Below are 17818 nucleotides of genomic sequence, written 5' to 3'. Positions count from 1 at the left end.
CCTTGATCGGGCGGCCGTCTCGAAGCCCTGCCCACGACCGGGCGGCGCTCTCGGAGCCCCGTCCCCGTCCGGACAGCGGCCCGCGGTCCCGCCTCCGCCCGGGAAGCGGCCCAGGAGACTCGCCCCCGCCCGGGACCCGGCCCCGGAACGCAAGCGCCCCCCACGCACCTGCCAGAGCCGACCTACCCTTGCTGCCTTCCGGCCCTGGGGGAGTTCAGTCAGATAGCACCGCGTGAGGGGCTTCGCTCAGCGTACCCGATCCCCGGCCCCCTCCGTCCCCCCGATCCCGGCCGGACTCCGCCCGCACCCCTCCCCGATCCCACCCCGAGGAACTTCGAACCGATCACGTTCGCGAGCACCCCTCAACGTCTTGTATTGTTTGCCGCGGAGGATTCGCCTAGTGGCCTAGGGCGCACGCTTGGAAAGCGTGTTGGGGGCAACCCCTCACGAGTTCGAATCTCGTATCCTCCGCAGCCGCCTGAACAGGCGAAACGAAGAGCCGGACCGCTGATCGCGGTCCGGCTCTTCGGCATGCCCTGGTCTCATTTGCGGTCTCGTTTATATCCGACATTCGGGATATCTCAGTCGGTGCGCCAGAACCATCGCGCCCCTGCCCGGTCAAACAGCTCGCTTTCAGGGGTGAACCCTCACGTGCGCCACCTGCAGCGGCCGTGGGATGCACCATCCTTGATCTGCGCACGGGCCACATCTGGTCCACTCGTACGATCTCGACCTCGCGAGGTGTTCCTGTGACGTCCCGGTCCACGCTGACGGCCTGGCTTGCCGGTCTCGACGCCCCGCGGCTGGGGCGTGCGCTCGCCCTGCGGAAGGACGCCTCGGTCCCCCCTGAGCCGCGCTCGCTGGACGAACTGGCCGAACGCCTTCTGCGACCGGGCTCGGTGGTGCTCGCCCTGCCGCAGCTCCCGCTGCCGTGCCTCCAGGCGGCCGAGGCCCTGGCCGCCTTGGGGACGCCCATGGCGTGCGGCACTTTGGCGAAGGCGCTGGGAGCGACTACGCCCACCGCCGTTCGGGAACTCGACGCCGTGCTGGAGGCTCTGGCCGATCGCGCGCTGGTCTGGCCCGATGGCAACGGAAGGCTCCGCATGGCCGCGCCATTGCGACAAGCCTGGGAAGCGCCCTTGGGTCTTGACGCTCCGCTGGAGGAGCTCCTGAAGGGCGTGACCTCCGAGGAGCTGCGCGGCATGCTCGTCGCGCTGGGCATCAAGCCGCCCGGCACCAGGCAGCAGCGCACGGCCGCCGTCCTGCACCACCATGGCGATCCGGAACGCATCGCCTCCATGGTCGCGAAGGCTCCCCCCTCTGCCCGCGAGCTGCTCGAACACCGAGCGAGGTCCACACTGCGGCACACGGAGTTCATCGTGTTCGGGGCTCCCGAGCCCGATTCCCGGCCCGGCGAGCGATGGGCCCTCGACCGGGGCTTGCTGATTCGGAACCGTCACGGATACGGGCCGGCCCGCATGCCCGCCGAAGTGGCACTCGCACTCCGCGGCCCCGACTGGCATGCCCCGTTCGATCCTGTACCGCCTGCCGCAGAGATGGCGTCCGTCGCCGCGGCGGAGGTGGAACGGGAGGCAGCGGCTGCGGCTACGGGCTTCGCGGCCCACGCCGCCTCGGTCCTGTCGGTCTGCTCGTCGGCTCCACCTGCCCGGCTGAAATCCGGTGGGATCGGCGCACGTGAACTGGGTCGGATCGGCAAGGCCGCACAGGCCGATGACGTCGCGGTGCGCATCGTCCTGGAGGCCGCGTACTCGGTCGGCCTCGTGGCCAGAGACGGCCATCGCGTCGCGCCCGCCCAGAAGTACGACGCGTGGGCGGCGCAGGAACCCGCGGCGCAGTTCGCTGTGCTGCTCCAGGCATGGTGGAACCTGGCGCTCACCCCGTCCCAGGCCCGCGACGAGGAGAACAAGGCGCTCCCCGCCCTGGCCGGAGCACCTCCCTGCGATGGCTGCCTGCAGGCTCGCAGGGGACTCCTCGCCGCTGCGGCACGGCTCCCGGAGGGGCTGGGCGTGCGAGTCGCCACGGATCTGGGCCCGCTCGTGGCCTGGCACCGTCCGCTCGCCCACCTGGCATTCCAGGACGAGACGCCCTTCGCCACCGCGGTCCGCGAGGCCGAGCTGCTGGGTGTCATCGCCCGGGGCGCTCTCTCCCCACTCGGGGCGGCTCTGCTGGCCGGCAACGCCGAGGTACTGGCCACCGAGTGCCGACGACTGCTGCCGAAGGCCACCGGCACAGCCCGGCTCGGCAGCGACCTCACGGCCGTCGTCAGCGGCACGCCCGCGGCGAGCCTCACCGAGCTCCTGGACGCGACCGCGGACCGGGAGACCAGCGGGATGGCCTCGGTATGGCGGTTCAGCGCCGGCAGCATCCGACGGGCCTTGGACGCCGGCCTCGCTCCAGACGAGGTCTCCGCCGAGCTGACCGCCATCGCCGAGGGGCCCCTGCCACAGCCCCTGTCCTACCTCATCGCCGATGCCGCACGCCGTCACGGCCGTATACGCGTCGCCCCCACCGCCTGTGTCATCCACGGCGACGAGCCGTCCCTCCTGGCCGAACTCGCCGCCCACCGGGGGCTCGCCTCACTCGGGCTGCGGCAGCTCGCCCCGACGGTGCTCGTCAGCGCCGGCACACCCGACCAGACCCTTGCCGCGCTCCGGGACCAGGGTTATGCCCCCGTCGCCGAGGCCCCGGACGGGACCGTACGCATCGAGAGGGTCCCGCCCCGGCGGGCCGCCGCTGTTCCGACCCCACGGAAGCCGTCCGCGAAGACCGGCGGACGGCTCGCGACGCACAAGGCGGCGGAGGTGTCGGGGGGCATCGACTCACGCGCTGTGGCTGCCCGGCTGTTGGCGGCCCCGCCAATCCTCCCGGACCCCGATCCCTTCGGCGACGGTGGCCCCTTCGGGACGGACACCGAGGAGATCGTCGCCGGGTATGCGAAGCAGCTGACGTACACCGACGTCCGCCAGCTCGGTCACGCCATCGACACCGGGGCCGCCATCACGGTCGAATACGTCGCTGCCTCAGGAAGCCACACCATCCGCACCCTCAGCCGCCTCGAACTCGACCCGCCCTACCTCGAAGCCTGGTGCCACCTGCGTGAAGCCGAACGAGTCTTCACTCTGTCCCGCATCCACAGCGTCATGCCGACAGGGCATACCTGAGGCGCGGAGCGAGTGGGTGGTGACCGATGGGAGCGTCACTGTGTACGCGCCCTGGGCTTCCACCCCTGTACATCAACATTGATATACTAGGTGCACACATTGATATACAGCGAGGTGCACCGATGAGTCGCACAGTGATCGACCTCGACGACGACCTGCTGGCCGAGGTCGCCAAAGCCCTCGGCACGGGCACCAAGAAGGAGACCGTCAACACCGCCTTGCGCGAGGTGCTGGAGAACCGGCGCAGAGCACTCGCGCTCACTCGCCTGCGTGCCGCGGCAGGCGAGGGCGCCTTCGACCTCGAGCTCTTCGAAGACAAGAGAAACTACCGTCGGTGAACTCGGCCCAGTTCCTCATCGACACCAGCGCCCTCGCCCGGTTCTTGCGCGATGACGCCGAGCAATACGGATGGGACCAGGCCGCGGCGGCCGGCCTCATCGCGACCTGCCCGATCACCGAACTCGAGTTCTTCTACAGCGCCCGCTCCGCCGACGACCGCGCGCAAGGAATCGAGAACCTGCGTCTCATCTTCGGATGGGTCCCTGTAGACGATCGGGCATACATCCGGGCATGGCAGGTCCAGGAAGCCCTGACCAAACGCGGTCAGCACCGCAGCGCGGGGGCGGTCGACCTGATCGTGGCTGCCACCGCCGAACTCCAGGGCCTCACACTCCTGCACCGCGACCGCGACTTCGAGTGCATCGCCGCCGTCACCGGGCAAGCCCTCCAGTGGTACGGGCCTGACGGCGGCAAGTGACCGTCACGGTCTCAGTTCTGGTCTCATTCGCCCCCGTCCGGGCCCGTCCGGGCCCGTCCGGGCGGGGTCACCCCGAACGCTCCGCCGAAGGTCAGGGCGCCCACGGCCCCCGCCGGACCCCCGTACGAACATGTGGAAAGCGTGTTGGGGGCAACCCCTCACGAGTTCGAATCTCGTATCCTCCGCCAGCCCAGAGGGCCGGACCGTGAAAGCGGTCCGGCCCTCTGGCGTTTCCGGAAGGGGACCCGGCCGCAGTCCGGGGGTTCGGCCGGTGGGCGACACACGTCGTCGGTAGATTGGCGTGCACACACCACCTGGAGGGGGAGACCAGTGGTCTGGGAGATCGCCGTCCGGCTCATTCTCGCCCTGCGCCTCTAGGTGAGCAGGGCAGCACGTGGCGCGTGCGGGCCAGTCCACCGCAAGCATCGGGCGGCGCGAAGCCCACGTCATCCTCGTCGTCGGCGCGACGGGGACGCGCTCCTCGCCGACTGGCGGTCCGGGACCCCCGACGACGACACCGTCCGGCGGCTGGTCGCGGAGCTGGGGACCCGCATCACCGAACTGTTCGCCACGCACGCCCCCGTCTCCTCCGAGTCGCTCCTCCCCGTGCTCGACGAGGACCTGCAGGAGCTCCCCGCCCTCCTCGCCCTCGTCTCCGTGCCCGGCGACGACGCCCAGGCACTGCACCAGCGGGCCAAGGACGCGCGCAGCGCCTGCCGCTCGGAGATGCTGTCGTACGCCAAGGGCGACACCGTCGTCGACCTCGGGGTGCTGCGCCGGCACTGGCTGGCCAGCGCCCTCTGGAACTACGCCGTGGAAGGCCACTGGCACTCCAGCGGCTACCAGACCCTCGCCGACGTCCTCGGCTACCTCCAGCTCATCCAGATCTCCTACCGCTACCACGAGGCCAAGCGCGAACAGCTCCTGGACGTCACCGAGACGGCGGTCCTGCTGGCCCTCGGCGAACTGCGCGACCCCGAGCTGAACCGCGTCCATTACGTCTACAGCTGGCTGCGGCACGCCATCGGCATCCACCTCCTCGTGGGCGGCCCCGACCCGACCGCCCCCAAGGAGCTGCGCTTCAACCAGCTCGGCTCCGCCGCGGCCACCGGCTTCCTCTCCATGGGAGACCAGGACGCGTCCGTCCAGGTCTCCAACCGCCTGCTCCAGGGCATCTTCACCTCCTACGTCTTCCGCCACCGCGACGAACCCAAGACCCTCCGGGACCGGGTGCGCACCGCGGACCCCGACGCGCTCCAGCCCGTCATCCAGGAAGTCTTCATGGACGCCCTCGGCCCCTGGCTGAGCCAGGCCCAGCGGACCATCGGCGACCTCCGCGGCGAGTACCCGGCCCTGCGCCCGGTCGCCTTCGAACTGACCAGCTACGCGCCCGGCAAGAACGCCGAGTCCGAGCTGGAGCACTTCCGCCTCCCCGAGGTCGCCGAGATCTTCGGCATCGAGGGCGGACTCCCCTGGCAGCACCGCCCGCTGGAGCACCTCCTCGACAACTCCGCACTCGGCTCCAGCCCCTTCGCCGCCGACCCCGGCTACAAGTCCGTCACCAACCCCCTGTGGCTGGTCGCCCACATGGCGGAGATCGGCAGACGGGACCCCGGGAGCGAGGACCTCTTCGAACGGCTCTTGTACGAACGCCAGTACGGCGTCACCACCGCCTCCTACCTGACCTGCGTCTGCCACGGCGACCTCCGCGGCGAGAACGTCCTGGCCAGCGGACCGGACGGCCGGCGCCCCGACCTCTACGTCATCGACTTCGAGACCACCCACCAGGGCCACATCTGCAAGGACTTCGCCCGCCTCGAATCCGCCCTGTGGTCCCGTACGTTCTCCTGGAGCCCCGACCAACTCAGCCAGGTCCGCTCCTGGTTCGTCGGCTCCCTGCGCGGTGCGACCATGTGGGAGCCGGCCATCCCCGAGGACGCGGACCCGGACGTCCGGCGCGTGCTCCTGTGCATCGCCAAGCTCCGCGCCATCCTCAAGGGCTGCGAGCAGAAGAACTGGCCGTTCGGCGAAGCCGAGTACCAGTGGGCCCTGCTGGCCTCCCTCCTGCCGTTCGCCCGCTACCGCGACCACGAGGACCAGGTCAACCGCCACCTGCCCTTCCTGCTCGCGGCGGACGTCGCCGACGTCCTGGTGGAACACGCCGAGGGCGCGGCCTAGGGACGCCGGAGGAGGAGAGCGGAAGCACCTCGTCGGCGGGCCCTGCCCTTCGCGGCGGGGCCCGCCCCGTCGCGGTGAGCCCGCCCCACGCGGCGGGGCCTGCCGAGATCGCCCGTCCTTCTCCGCGTCCTCGTCGGCCCGACTCCGCTCCCTCCTCGTTCCCGGCGATCACGTCCCGCGGGCGGTCGCGGGCCGATAGCGTCTGCTCCGGACGCGCGGACGGGGGCACGCGCGCCGGGCTCGGGGGGAGCGTGGGGATGCAGCCGCTGGCAGCGGACGATCCGCGGCAGGTGGGCGAGTACCGGCTGCTGCGGCAGCTCGGGGCGGGCGGGATGGGCCAGGTCTACCTCGGCCGGACCGCGGGCGGGCGGACGGTCGCCGTCAAGGTGGTCCGCCGCGACCTGACGGCCGACCCGGAGTTCCGGGCCCGGTTCCGCCAGGAGGTGGCGGCCGCCCGCCGGGTCGGCGGCGCCTGGACGGCGCCCGTCCTCGACGCGGACACCGAGGGCGACCGGCCCTGGGTGGCCACCGGCTACGTCGCCGGGCCCGCGCTCACCACCGCCGTGCAGGACCACGGCCCCCTGCCCGAGCCGGCCGTCCGCACCCTCGGCGTGGGCCTCGCCGAGGCGCTCTCCCATGTGCACGGCCTCGGCCTCGTCCACCGTGACGTCAAACCGTCGAACGTCCTGCTGACCCTCGACGGACCCCGTCTGATCGACTTCGGCATCGCCCGCGCCCTCGACGCCACCACCGTCCTCACCCGGTCCGGCGCGGTCTTCGGCTCACCGGGCTTCATGTCGCCGGAGCAGGCGAACGGCCTTCCCGCCGGACCCGCCAGCGACGTCTTCTCACTCGGCGCGCTCCTCTCGTACGCGGCCACCGGCGCCATGCCCTTCGGCTCCGGGGTGAGCGCCCCCGTCCTCCTCTACCGCGTCCTGCACGAGGAGCCCGACCTCACCGAACTCCCCGCCCCCCTGCACTCCCTCGTCCACGCGTGCCTCGCCAAGGACCCGTCCGCCCGCCCCACCCCCGAACGCCTGCGGAAACTCCTGGACGACGACGGCTCCGCCGCCGCCCGGCTGGGACGCGGCGACTGGCTGCCCGTCGCCCTCGCGGCGGCGGTCGGCCGCAGCGCCGTCCAGCTCCTGGATCTGGAGGCGACGGACGAGTCCGGGGAGCGGGACGCCGTCGATCAGGCACCCGATCAGGCAGCCGGAGAGGGAGAGGGAGGCGGCGAGAGTCGGGCCGGGGCTTCGCCCGGTCCGGGCCCCGCCGGTTTCGGGCCGCCCGTCGCGACGGGGTTCGGGCCGCCGGGCGTGACGGCTCCGGTGACTCCCGCCCCGCCGGTACAGCCGCCGTCGGTGCCTGGGCACCCGCCGTACCAGCGGGGTCCGGGCGGGCGGCGGAGGTACGGCGTACCGGCGGCCGCGCTGGTCGGCGTACTGCTGCTGGGCGGCGGGTACCTGCTGATCGACCACCTGCGGGACAACGCCCGGCGGAACACCTCGTCCGACCCCGGGCAGAACACGCCGTCCGACGGCTCCTCCACGGACTCGCCCACAGACCTGTCCACGGAGTCCCCGACGGACTCGCCGACCGGGACCTCGACCCCCGACGATCCGCTGTCGGGCAGCCCGGACCCGAGCGAGGACAGCCCCGAACCCGACTCCACCGACACCCCGGGGCCGGACATCGTCCCGGCGAAGTACCTGGGGACGTGGGTCGGCAAGGGGCGGGGGGTCGACGGGGAGATGACCACGGTCACCCTCACCATCGCCCAGTCGGCGTCGAGCGAGGAGAAGAGCAAGGTACGCACCGAGACGCCGGCGACCGGCACCTGGTGCGAGGCCGCCTGGACGCTCACCGACGCCGATCCGAGCCGTGCCTCGTACGCGTCGCGGGTGACCCGCTCCTCGCCCGACGACCCGTGCACCACCGACGAGTCGATCTACCGCCTGGTCACGATGCAACAGGACGGCTCGCTCCACTACATGGACCTTCTCCAGCAGGACCGGTACATCGTCCTGCGCAAGAAGGGCTGAGGGGCGTACGCCCGGACCCGCCCCTCTGCCCGGACCACCCTCCTACCGCGCCCAGGGCAGGACGCGGGTGCCCTCCGTGCCGGGGACGGAGGCGACGCCGTCGGCACGCATGGCCACGTGCGCCTCGGCCGCTTCCGGGGCGTGGATCCGGCGGACGCCGTCCGGCGGGAGCACGAACGTCCGGCCCGCCACGACCTTCTCGGTCTCCGTCCCGTACGTGACCTCCAGGACCCCGGAGGTCACCGTCCACACCTGCTCCCGGCTGACGGCGTGCTCGGGACCGGTCTGACCGGGCTCCATCACGACGGTCCACGTGCTGAGTTCCGCGCTCCCCCGGCTGGGGGCCGCCAGTCCGGTCATGCGGGCGTTGGGCGAGACGGTGACGTTCTCGTCGGTGGGCGTGATCACGTGCAGGGCGGGCTCCTCCTCGGTCGCGGCGGTCGACGTGGCCCATTCGACGAGCTGGACGACGACGCCGTTGGGGTCGGTGAGCTGCAACAGACGCTCGCCCCACGGCTCTTCGCGGAGCGGCATGGTGACCGGGGCACCGGCCTCGACGAGGCGGCGCTCCTCGGCCTCGATGCCGGAGACGGTCAGGGCGAGGATCAGGCCCGAGGCCCGGCGGTCGCGCTGCTCGGGCGGAAGGACCTCGCTGCCGCCGCGGAGCAGCACGATGTCGGCGGCGGCGTCGTCGCGGCGCAGGGAGACGAAGCCGTCGGCGGCCATGGCGACCTCGTAGCCGAGGTGCGTACGGAAGAAGTCGCGGGAGGCGTCCACGTCGGCGACGGTCAGGGACAGCGTGGAGGTGGTGACGTGCATGGCGACTCCCGGCGAGTGAGGACGGACGGACGAGGCGGACGACGACGGGGACGGGCCGGGCTGCGGGTCCGGCCGGTGCCCCTGCGCGCCCTGGGGCGCTGCGGGCGGGGCGACGTTCTCTATACGGACTCCCTGGGGCGCGGGAACGACAGGGCGGCCACGGTCAGGCCCTCCGTCGCACCCTGGGGCGATTTTTGCGACGGACGTAAACTTAGACCCGTTCACTTGACTCGGTCAAGACTATTTTTACCACGGGTGTAAGATTTGCTCATGGCTACCGAGATGGGACTCCGCGAGTCCAAGAAGCAGGAGACCAGGCAGCTGATCTCCGACTGCGCCACCCGGCTCTTCATCGACCAGGGCTTCGAGCGGACCACCATCGCGGAGATCGCCACGGCGGCGCGCGTGGCGAAGAAGACGGTCACCAACTACTTCCCGCGCAAGGAAGACCTGGCCCTCGACCACTACGACGTCTTCACCCAGGGCCTCGGCCGGGCCGTCGCCGACCGCGGCCCCGACGAGGCCCCGCTCACCGCCCTCGCCCGCACCTTCCGCGCCGCCCTCCTCGCCCACGACCCCGTCGTCGGCTTCACCGGACCCGCGTTCGCCCGCATGGTCACCGACAGCCCCACCCTCACCGCCCGACTCCGCGAACTCCACGACCAGCGCGAGGAGGCGCTCGCGCAGGCCCTCGCGGCGGCCCTGCCCCCCTCGGACGGCGACGACCCCGCGCCCTCCCTGGCCCCCCGCGCCGCCGCCGCCCTGATCGCCGCCGCCGACCGGCTCCTCTTCCGCCGCATCCAGGAACTCACCCTCGCCGGCCACGACGACGCAGCCATCGAAGCCGCCCTCCTCCCCGAGGCCGACCACCTCCGCACCCTCCTCGCCGGCGCCCTCGGCGGCGACCCCGCCACCTGGTGAACGCGCGCGGACCCCGAGGGGCCCCACCTCGTGCGGTGGGGCCCCTCGGGGTCCGGTGTGCGCGGACGCCGCCGCGTCCCGCGGGCGAACGGGCCCGGGCCCGTCCCCGCGTCAGCCGATGACGACGATCGCGGCCGTGTTGTTGGTCAGGTCCGGGTCGAAGGACCGGACCGGCGGCTCGTACTGGTCGTTGTCCAGCGCCACCACGGAACGGGACGTGCCGGCCCGGTCGATCCGCAGGTCGAAGCCGAAGGTGTGCGACGCGTTCTCGTACAGGTAGATCGGCGTCGTGCAGCGGTAGCGCGGCGCCCCCAGCTGCTGCTCCAGCCACTCGCCGCTCTCACTCAGTGCCGCGCACGCATCGGGCTTCCCGGTGACCGTCGTCCCGGCCGGCACCCGCACGTCGACCGTCGCCGCCGGCTCGCCCGCACCCAGCGACGCGATCCACGCCGGCCCGCGGTTCTTCACCGTGACCTCCGCCCGCACGGTCGCCCCGACCGCCCCCACGACCCGGCTGCCCCGCAGCCTCAGGTCGGCGGTGTTGGCGGCGTGGACGATCACGGAACGGGAGTTGTCCTGCGGGTCCAGATCCGGCACGGGCGCCTCGGCCGCCGTCCGGGCGGCGGTCTTCGCGGTCCCCGCGGCCGTGGCCGTCCGGAGCGCCGGCGCGGGCACCAGGTGCAGCTCGGCACCCGTCCCCGGCGTGAACGTCCGCCCGGCCCGGGCCGCCCCCAGCGCCTCCGCCGAGTACGGCTCGACCGAGTAGTCGTACCGGTCGTACAGCGCGTTCTTCCGCACCTTCAACGGGTTGGCCAGCGCGAACGAATCCCCCGGCGCGATCGGCTCGTCCAGCACGCACAGCGCCTCGGTCCCGACCTCCGTGTCCAGGTACTCGCAGTTCGCCGGCCGCTCCACGAAACCGAGCCCGCGCGACGCGAACAGCCGCATCAGGGCGCCCTGCGCCGTCCGGTTCCCGTTGTTCGCCAGCGTCGCCGGCACCGTGATCCTGCTCCCCGGCGCCACACCGTCCTTCCGCGGCGACTCGCTCAGCGCCAGGTCCGGCCCGTCACCGAGCACGACCCGCGTCTCCCCCGGGTACGACTCCATCCCCCCGGCGCTCGCCGTGTACCGCAGCAGCCCCTCCGCCCCGGCCTGCGCCCCCTCCAGGGCCCGCACCCCCAGCACCGCCGCCGTCACCGGCTCCGTCCCGACGAACGCCGGAACGTCGCACACCGCCGACTCCACCGTCTCCACCGCGCAGTTCGCCGGCCACGACACCCTCGCGAACGCCGCCAGCCCACTCGCGTCCACCCGGATCCGCCCCGCGCCGACCTCGTTCTCCTGGTTGTCGTGCGACACCTTCAGCGCCACGGACCTCTCCGGCCCCGCCGCGCCTCCCTCCGCCCCGCCCGGCACCACCAGCTCATACGGATTCGAGTACACCCACAACTGATCACTCACCGCCACGGCCGGCCCCGCCGCCGCCACCCCCCACACCACGGACACCGCCACCGCCGGCACCACTGCCGCCCGAACCCGCCTCGAAAAACCCAGAGTTGTCATACCCCTCCTGACCCCCACACCCCCACGAAGGTTGTACGCCCCCTCCCCCACCCCCCATTCACCGGTTCGAGCGGTCCTCAAAGGGAGGGACGTTACTGCGCGCATCCCCCCGCCTCCCGCCCGCTACTTTCTGTGATGACCAGTCGGCTCGACCAAACAGGGGTTATCCATGCGGAAGTTGGCTACGGCGGCACTGGCCGCGGGGCTGTTCTTCGGAGGGATGGGGGTGGCGATGGCGGACTCGTGGCACGTCTGGAAGATGGAGACGCCAGGCGCCAGCTTCGTCGGCAAGTACAGGTGGCAGCCACAGAGCCAGCAGCCCAGCGGGCTCCACGTGCAGGGCAACCTGACGGACGTGACCGCCGATGACGGCCACAACGTCTACCTCGAGATCAACATCGCGGCCTATCCGAAGAGCCGCATCAAGGGCGTTCAGAAGAAGACCGTCAAGATCGACCGGGTCCTCAAGGACCCGGCACTTCTGATCACCCGCGACATCGAGGTTCAGCTCTGCCGGGACCGCGGGGCGCTGCGCCCGGACAACTGCGCAAAGCTGCAGAAGTTCTCACGTAGGTAATCGATGGTTACGGGAGCCGCCGGGGGGCGGCTCCCCTTTCTATGGAGCTCGCCAAGTGATGGACAGCATCCTCCGCGCCGAGGGCGTGGATCTCTACTACGGCACGTACCACGCGGTCCGCAACGCTGACTTCGTTCTTGAGCGCGGTGAGGTCGCCGCCATCATGGGCAGCAGTGGTTCCGGCAAATCATCCCTGCTGTATTGCCTTGCAGGGGTCCTGCCACCGACGAGCGGTCGAGTGATCTTCGATGACATCGATCTCGGTTCGCTCCCCGACGGCGAGTTGAGTGCCCTCCGCCGCGAACGCCTTGGGTTCGTCTTCCAGTACGGTGAGCTCCTCCCGGAGCTGACCGTGCAAGAGAACGCCGCACTGCCGCTGCGACTGGCAGGAATTAGCAAAGACCACGCCCATGCCATCGCAGCGCAGGTTCTGGAGCGACTCGGGTTAGGTGACTTGCTGCGGCGTCGCACGTCAAAACTGTCAGGCGGTCAAAGTCAACGCGTCGCGGTTGCGCGAGCGCTAGTGCATAGGCCTGATGTCGTTTTCGCTGACGAACCGACCGGGGCTCTCGACAGCGCCAACGCCAAGAACGTACTCAACGAGTTCCTCTACCTCGCACGTCAGCAGAAGACGGCAGTGGTCATTGTCACTCACGCCGAAGATGTCGCGGCGAAGGCCGATAAACAATATCGAATGTCTGACGGGGTCCTGACGCAACAGGTACGCGTGTGAGCAACTTCCTTCTCGGCGTGCACCTACTGTGGGGAAGCGAACGCAGAGGACGCATCCGATTTCTCCTGATGGCTGTCGGTTCCGCGCTGGGAGTCGCCTGCCTAGCAGCCGCACTCTCCATTCCCTCAATTCTCTCGGCCCACGACGCCCGGACCGCGGCCCGCGAGCCCAGACTTGGCAGCCCTGCAAGCAGCTTCGTGTACGTGGAACGCGACGATCCATACGGGGCACAGCCGCTCCGGCGGGTGCTTCTGGCGCGCACAACGCCTGGACCGGGCCCACTTCCCCCAGGTGTCTCTCGGCTGCCGGAAGCCGGCGAGGCGGTCATCTCGCCAAGGCTGCGCGAGCTCATGGCGGCACAGCCAGGTGTTTCTGGCCTAGTGCCTGGTCGCGTAACCGGCATCATCGGGGCTGGAGGACTGGGGGGCCAGGACGATCTTTATGCCTACATCGGCACCACGCCAGAAGAACTCCCCAACGCCCTACCTCTGGGCCACTTCGGCAGCAAATACTCGAAGCAGAAAATCATCGAGCCGTCGACGGTCGACATCCTTCGGTTCACCCTCGGATGCATCGTTCTCCTTCCGCTCGTCATTTTCCTGTCCGTATGCGCCCGGCTGTCCAGTGAATCCCGAGCTCGTCGCCTAGCGGCCCTACGACTCGTAGGGCTCAGCGCCAAAGACACCATGCGAGTCAACGCGTGTGAAAGCCTCATGGCCGCATTCGCCGGTTCCTGGCTCGGAATCGTGGGGTATCTCGGCTTCAATGAGGTGCTGGCACGGGCGGGCCTGCCAGGACTGCGCTGGTACCCCAAGGACGCCTGGCCCGAAGGGTCCACGCTGGCCGTCTGCCTTGTCGGGTGCCCCGCGCTCGCCTGGGTCGTGGGGCTTTTCAGCGCGCGTCGGGCGGCGCGGTCGCCCATTGCGGTGAGGCGGACCGGGGAGCGAAGGCCGCCGCGCAAGTTCGGGATGCTTCTCCTGGTTCCCGGGCTGGGTGTGATCGGCGGCTACTGCGTGCTGAGCGTCATGGGTCGGGACCCGTCGGGGGGCTCGTCGAATTCTCTTCTGGTGCCCGCGTCCGTGGTGTTGACCGGGGCCGGGCTGGTGCTGGGTCTGGCGCCCATCACCGCGTGGTTGGCGAGGCGCGTGGCTGGGAGTGCCAGGGCGTTGGCGTTGACGCTGGCGATGCGGCGGACGGAGGTGGATCCGGGATCGTCGCTGCGCGTGGTCACCGGGCTCGTTCTGCTGGTGTTCGGTGCCTCGCTGGCGCAGGGGGTTCTGGTCGAGCTGGATCAGGTCAGTCGTCGGACGGCGCCCCTGCAGGAGTACGCCATCGGTCTGGACGAGCTGCGACCCGCGCAACGCCGGGCGCTGGGACAGGTGCGCGGGGTGGAGCACCAGGTGGTCTCCTACAGCTCGTGGCGCCGGATGGACGAGCCTGATTTCTCGCACGCCGATCTGGTGGTCGCCACGTGCGCGCAGCTTGCGGCGGTGACGGAGCGAGCGACGGGATGCGTCGACGGCAGGATCATGCGGCTGCGAGATGAGCGCACGCCGTCGGAGTACGACCCGAAGCCCGGGGAGCGATACCCCTTCGCGTTGAAGGACGGCGGGAAGGCCGTGGTGACCGTGCCCGCGGAGTGGATCGACGTACGGCCGTGGGACGTGTCCGTCGTCAGCTCGGGCGCGCTGCTCGTGCCTCCCTCCCTGCTGCCCTCGGGGCTGGCGGATGCCGACGGGACGCTCACGTTGGTGAGTGGGGCGGATGAGGGGACCGTGCGGGCCGTGCTGGATGGGATTGGGGCGGTGGCGCCGACGGTGGAGGTGGATCCGGTGGGGATCGTGGTGGATTCGCTGGCGCAGTTGAGGGTGATTCGGAGTTTGTTGGTGGTGGGGATGGTGTTGGGGCTGGTGATCGGGGTGGCGGCGTTCGTGGTGTCGGTGGCGGACAGGGCGATGGAGCGGCGGGGGCAGGTGGCGGCGTTGGTGCTGCTGGGGGCGAGGGCGGGGACGTTGAGGTGGGTGCAGGTGGTGCAGGTGGTGGTGCCGCTCGGGGTGGGGCTGGGGGCGGCGGTGGTGGCGGGGTGGCTGGCGGAGTCGAGTTACCTGATCACCGGGGGTGGGGCGGTGCACTGGGACTGGGAGGGGTTGCCGGTGCTGGGGGCGTGCGTGGTGGGGGTGATGGCGGCGGCGGCGCTGGCGTCGGTGCCGATGGTGCGGCGGCACGTGGATCCGGAGCACATTCGGCGGGATTGAGGACCCGGGGACCGATGAGTTCCGGGCCGGGTGGGGGTCTCAAGGACGTAGGTGTCCATCGTGCAGAGGAGAAGACCGTGTCCGAGAACGTCGTCAAGGGTCCGGCCAGCTACTTCCCGTCGATCGAGAAGAAGTACGGGCGGCCGGTGGGCGAGTGGCAGGAGCTGATCCGTTCGTCGCCGCTGACGAAGCACATGGAGCTGGTGGCGTGGCTGAAGTCGGAGCACGGGCTGGGTCACGGGCACGCGAACGCGCTGGTGGCCCACACGCTGGCCGGGGGGAAGTAGGCCGGGTCACGCGGCCGGCGTGTGGTCGGTGCGGTGGGCGACGTGGGTGGTGAGGGCGAGGACGAGGGGGAGGACCGCGGTGGGGGTGCCGCTCGACCGGTGATCACCCCTGGTGCGTCGGCCGGATGTGACCGCGCGGGCCCGTGAGAGCGGTGGACCCCGTGAGGCCGACGAACCCCCGTGAGGCCGACGAAGCCCCGTGAACCCGGTCAGCACGACCAGCCCGGTCAGCACGACCAGCCCGGTCAGCACGACCAGCCCGGTCAGCACGACCAGCCCGTCCGGCAGGACCAGCACGGTCAGCTCGGTCGGCCCTGTCATCGCGGCTTGATCCGAAGGGCGGGCCCTGGGGCAGGATGGCGGGATGACGTCTTCCTCGTGGTCGGAACGGTCCGTGACGCGCGACGGGGTCCGGCTCTCCTGCCGTGACTGGGGCGGCGACGGGCCCGATGTCCTCCTTCTGCACGGGCTCGCCGGGCATGCCGGGGAGTGGGACGCCACGGCGCGGCTGCTGTGCGACGCGGGGCACCGGGTCGTCGCGCTCGACCAGCGGGGACACGGGGCGAGCGAGCGTCTGCCGGAGGACGCCTCGCGGGCCGCGTACGTCGCCGACGTCGTGGCCGTCGTGCGCGAAATCGGTCTCGTACGGCCTCTGTTGGTCGGACAGTCGCTCGGCGGGCACACCGCGCTCCTCACCGCGGCCGCCCATCCCGGACTGGTGCGCGCCCTCGTCCTGGTCGAGGCGGGCCCCGGCGGCGCCGGGCCGGAGCTGCCGGGGGCCATCGGGGAGTGGCTGCGGGGGTGGCCCGTGCCGTTCCCCACCCGCGAGGCGGCCGTCGCGTACCTCGGGGGCGGCAAGCGGGCCGTCGGGGAGGGCTGGGCGGACGGGCTCGACGAGCGCGACGGAGGGCTGCGGCCGCGCTTCGACCCCGACGTGATGGTCCGGTCCCTCGAAGAGCTCTCCTCCCGCGCCTTCTGGGACGAGTGGGCCGCCGTCGCCTGCCCCGTCCTCGCGGTCCTCGGCCACGGCGGGGAGGGTGGCCAGGGCGGGATCATCGCCGGCGAGGAGTACGCGGAGATGGCCCGGCTCCTGCCCGGGCTGCGCGGTGCGAGCCTCCCCGGCACCGGGCACGACCTGCACCTCGAACGCCCCGAGGCGCTGCACCGGCTGATCGTCGGCTTCGATACCCGCCGCTGATCCCCCTCCGGGCCGGCGGCCGGACGCCCGCCGCCGACACCCCTTGCCCTGGAGTGCACTCCACTTCCTAGAGTGCGCGCATGCGCTATCGAGTACTCGGCGGGACCGGGATCGACGTCAGCACGTACTGCCTCGGCACCATGATGTTCGGTGCCGTCGGCAACCCGGACCACCAGGAATCCGTACGGATCATCCATGCCGCCCTGGACCAGGGCATCAACTTCGTCGACACGGCCGACATGTACTCGGCCGGCGAGTCCGAGGAGATCGTCGGCAAGGCGCTGCGCGATCCGCGGCGTCGCGAGGAGACCGTCCTCGCGACCAAGGTGTACTTCCCGATGGGCGGCGATGGGCCCAACAGGGGCGGTTCGTCACGCCGTTGGATCACCCTCGCGGTCGAGAACAGCCTCAAGCGGCTCGGCACCGACTGGATCGACCTCTACCAGGTGCACCGGCCCGACCACCGGACGGAGGTCGAGGAGACGCTCGACGTCCTCGGCGACCTCGTCTCCCAGGGGAAGATCCGGGCGTTCGGCTGCTCCACCTTCCCGGCCGAGGAGATCGTCGAGGCCCACGCCGTCGCGGAACGGCGCGGCCTGCGCCGCTTCCGTACCGAGCAGCCGCCGTACTCGCTGCTCGCGCGGGGGATCGAGGCGTCCGTGCTGCCGGTGGCCCAGCGGTACGGGATGGGCGTGCTGACCTGGAGCCCGCTCGCGTCCGGCTTCCTCACCGGGCGGTACCGGAAGGGCGCCCCCATCGACCTCACCAGCGGGCGGCCGGCGCTCACCCCGCACCGCTTCGACCCCACGCTGCCCGTCAACGCCGCCAAGCTCGACGCCGTCGAGGAGTTCGTCGTCCTCGCGGAGGAGATCGGCTGCAGCCTGCCCGAGTTGGCGCTCGCCTTCGCGGCCGCGCACCCCGCGGTCACCTCCGTGATCATCGGGCCGCGGACGATGGAGCAGCTGGAGGGCCTGCTGAAGGGCTCGACGGTGGTCCTCACCGACGACGTCCTCGACCGGATCGACGCGATCGTCCCGCCCGGGACGAACCTCTACCACCCCGACGGGGCCTGGCGCTCGCCGGTCCTGACCGAACCCACCCTGCGCAGGCGGCCGTTGACGGAGCGGGCGGCCGGCTGAGCGGCGGACCGGCCACGTGCGGGGCGCCGCCGGGACGCGCGGCGGGAGGCCCGCGACCCGAGCCCCGGGGCGGGCGGGGGACTGTCCGCGGCCGGGCGGGAGAGGCAGCCGCGGGCCCGGGGTACGGGGTCGCCTCGCATCGAACGCTGCCGGAGGCGGTCCCGGCG

The 17818-nt window shown here is 71.4% G+C and carries 15 protein-coding genes, 1 tRNA gene and 1 other RNA gene; 13 read left to right on the top strand and 4 right to left on the bottom strand.

All coding sequences use genetic code 11. The features are described from left to right. Positions 1-146 precede the first annotated feature (146 nt). An RNA gene (gene ffs, locus ACZ60W_RS12530) (signal recognition particle sRNA small type) lies at positions 147-245 on the bottom strand. 141 nt (positions 246-386) lie between these two features. Here ffs and ACZ60W_RS12525 point away from each other — a divergent pair. From ACZ60W_RS12525 to ACZ60W_RS12500, 6 genes are all read left to right on the top strand, one after another. After that, positions 387-471, top strand: a tRNA-Ser gene (locus ACZ60W_RS12525). A 278-nt stretch (positions 472-749) separates the two neighbouring features. Beyond that, entirely contained in the window at positions 750-3182 is a 2433-nt protein-coding gene (locus ACZ60W_RS12520; RefSeq protein ID WP_469755304.1) for a helicase C-terminal domain-containing protein, read from the top strand. A 122-nt stretch (positions 3183-3304) separates the two neighbouring features. Then, positions 3305-3520 (top strand): type II toxin-antitoxin system VapB family antitoxin, encoded by a 216-nt coding sequence (locus tag ACZ60W_RS12515; RefSeq protein ID WP_116159834.1) that lies wholly within the window; start codon positions 3305-3307, stop codon positions 3518-3520. Then, positions 3517-3939 carry a PIN domain-containing protein gene (locus ACZ60W_RS12510; protein WP_469755303.1) on the top strand — a complete coding sequence of 141 codons (423 nt, stop codon included), beginning with the start codon at positions 3517-3519 and terminating at the stop codon, positions 3937-3939. The genes ACZ60W_RS12515 and ACZ60W_RS12510 overlap by 4 nt, the downstream gene beginning before the upstream one ends. 378 nt (positions 3940-4317) lie before the next feature. After that, positions 4318-6117 (top strand): phosphotransferase, encoded by a 1800-nt coding sequence (locus tag ACZ60W_RS12505; RefSeq protein ID WP_469755302.1) that lies wholly within the window; start codon positions 4318-4320, stop codon positions 6115-6117. A 257-nt stretch (positions 6118-6374) separates the two neighbouring features. After that, positions 6375-8159, top strand: coding sequence for a protein kinase domain-containing protein (locus ACZ60W_RS12500; protein WP_469755301.1), 1785 nt, complete (start codon positions 6375-6377; stop codon positions 8157-8159). Between the two features lie 42 nt (positions 8160-8201). Here the strand turns inward: ACZ60W_RS12500 and ACZ60W_RS12495 are convergent, their stop codons facing one another. Further along, positions 8202-8978, bottom strand: coding sequence for a VOC family protein (locus ACZ60W_RS12495; RefSeq protein WP_469755300.1), 777 nt, complete (start codon positions 8976-8978; stop codon positions 8202-8204). Positions 8979-9260: 282 nt separating this feature from the next. On the opposite strand from ACZ60W_RS12495, the gene ACZ60W_RS12490 reads away from it, so the two are divergent. After that, positions 9261-9899, top strand: coding sequence for a TetR/AcrR family transcriptional regulator (locus tag ACZ60W_RS12490; RefSeq protein WP_469755351.1), 639 nt, complete (start codon positions 9261-9263; stop codon positions 9897-9899). A 111-nt stretch (positions 9900-10010) separates the two neighbouring features. On the opposite strand, the gene ACZ60W_RS12485 is transcribed toward ACZ60W_RS12490, so the two are convergent. Then, a complete protein-coding gene (locus tag ACZ60W_RS12485; RefSeq protein WP_469755299.1) occupies positions 10011-11270 on the bottom strand; it encodes a COG1361 family protein in 1260 nt (419 codons plus the stop codon). A 361-nt stretch (positions 11271-11631) separates the two neighbouring features. Between ACZ60W_RS12485 and ACZ60W_RS12480 the strand changes: the two genes are divergently transcribed. The 4 genes from ACZ60W_RS12480 to ACZ60W_RS12465 all read left to right on the top strand — a co-directional run bounded on the left by ACZ60W_RS12480 (position 11632) and on the right by ACZ60W_RS12465 (position 15314). After that, the gene (locus ACZ60W_RS12480) at positions 11632-12039 is read left to right on the top strand and encodes a hypothetical protein (RefSeq protein ID WP_469755298.1); all 408 of its coding nucleotides are present in this window, start codon (positions 11632-11634) and stop codon (positions 12037-12039) included. A gap of 58 nt (positions 12040-12097) precedes the next feature. After that, positions 12098-12772: an ABC transporter ATP-binding protein gene (locus tag ACZ60W_RS12475; protein ID WP_469755297.1), complete on the top strand. Its 675-nt coding sequence runs from the start codon at positions 12098-12100 to the stop codon at positions 12770-12772. A 350-nt stretch (positions 12773-13122) separates the two neighbouring features. Further along, positions 13123-15027, top strand: a complete 1905-nt coding sequence (locus tag ACZ60W_RS12470) for an FtsX-like permease family protein (RefSeq protein WP_469755296.1) — start codon at positions 13123-13125, stop codon at positions 15025-15027. A gap of 77 nt (positions 15028-15104) precedes the next feature. Then, on the top strand, positions 15105-15314 hold the full coding sequence (locus ACZ60W_RS12465) for a DUF4287 domain-containing protein (protein ID WP_469755295.1): 210 nt from the start codon (positions 15105-15107) through the stop codon (positions 15312-15314). Positions 15315-15320: 6 nt separating this feature from the next. Here the strand turns inward: ACZ60W_RS12465 and ACZ60W_RS12460 are convergent, their stop codons facing one another. Beyond that, the gene (locus ACZ60W_RS12460) at positions 15321-15635 is read right to left on the bottom strand and encodes a hypothetical protein (protein ID WP_469755294.1); all 315 of its coding nucleotides are present in this window, start codon (positions 15633-15635) and stop codon (positions 15321-15323) included. Between the two features lie 43 nt (positions 15636-15678). Here ACZ60W_RS12460 and ACZ60W_RS12455 point away from each other — a divergent pair, with 43 nt between their 5' ends. Both ACZ60W_RS12455 and ACZ60W_RS12450 read left to right on the top strand, forming a co-directional pair. Next, positions 15679-16512 (top strand): alpha/beta fold hydrolase, encoded by an 834-nt coding sequence (locus tag ACZ60W_RS12455; protein ID WP_469755293.1) that lies wholly within the window; start codon positions 15679-15681, stop codon positions 16510-16512. 80 nt (positions 16513-16592) lie between these two features. Continuing rightward, positions 16593-17651 (top strand): aldo/keto reductase, encoded by a 1059-nt coding sequence (locus tag ACZ60W_RS12450; RefSeq protein WP_469755292.1) that lies wholly within the window; start codon positions 16593-16595, stop codon positions 17649-17651. Positions 17652-17818 lie beyond the last annotated feature (167 nt).

It is taken from the genome of Streptomyces sp. NPDC104202, assembly GCF_055584185.1.
The sequence above is the reverse complement of the archived record's forward strand: the minus strand, read 5'-3'. Positions and strand labels throughout refer to the sequence as shown.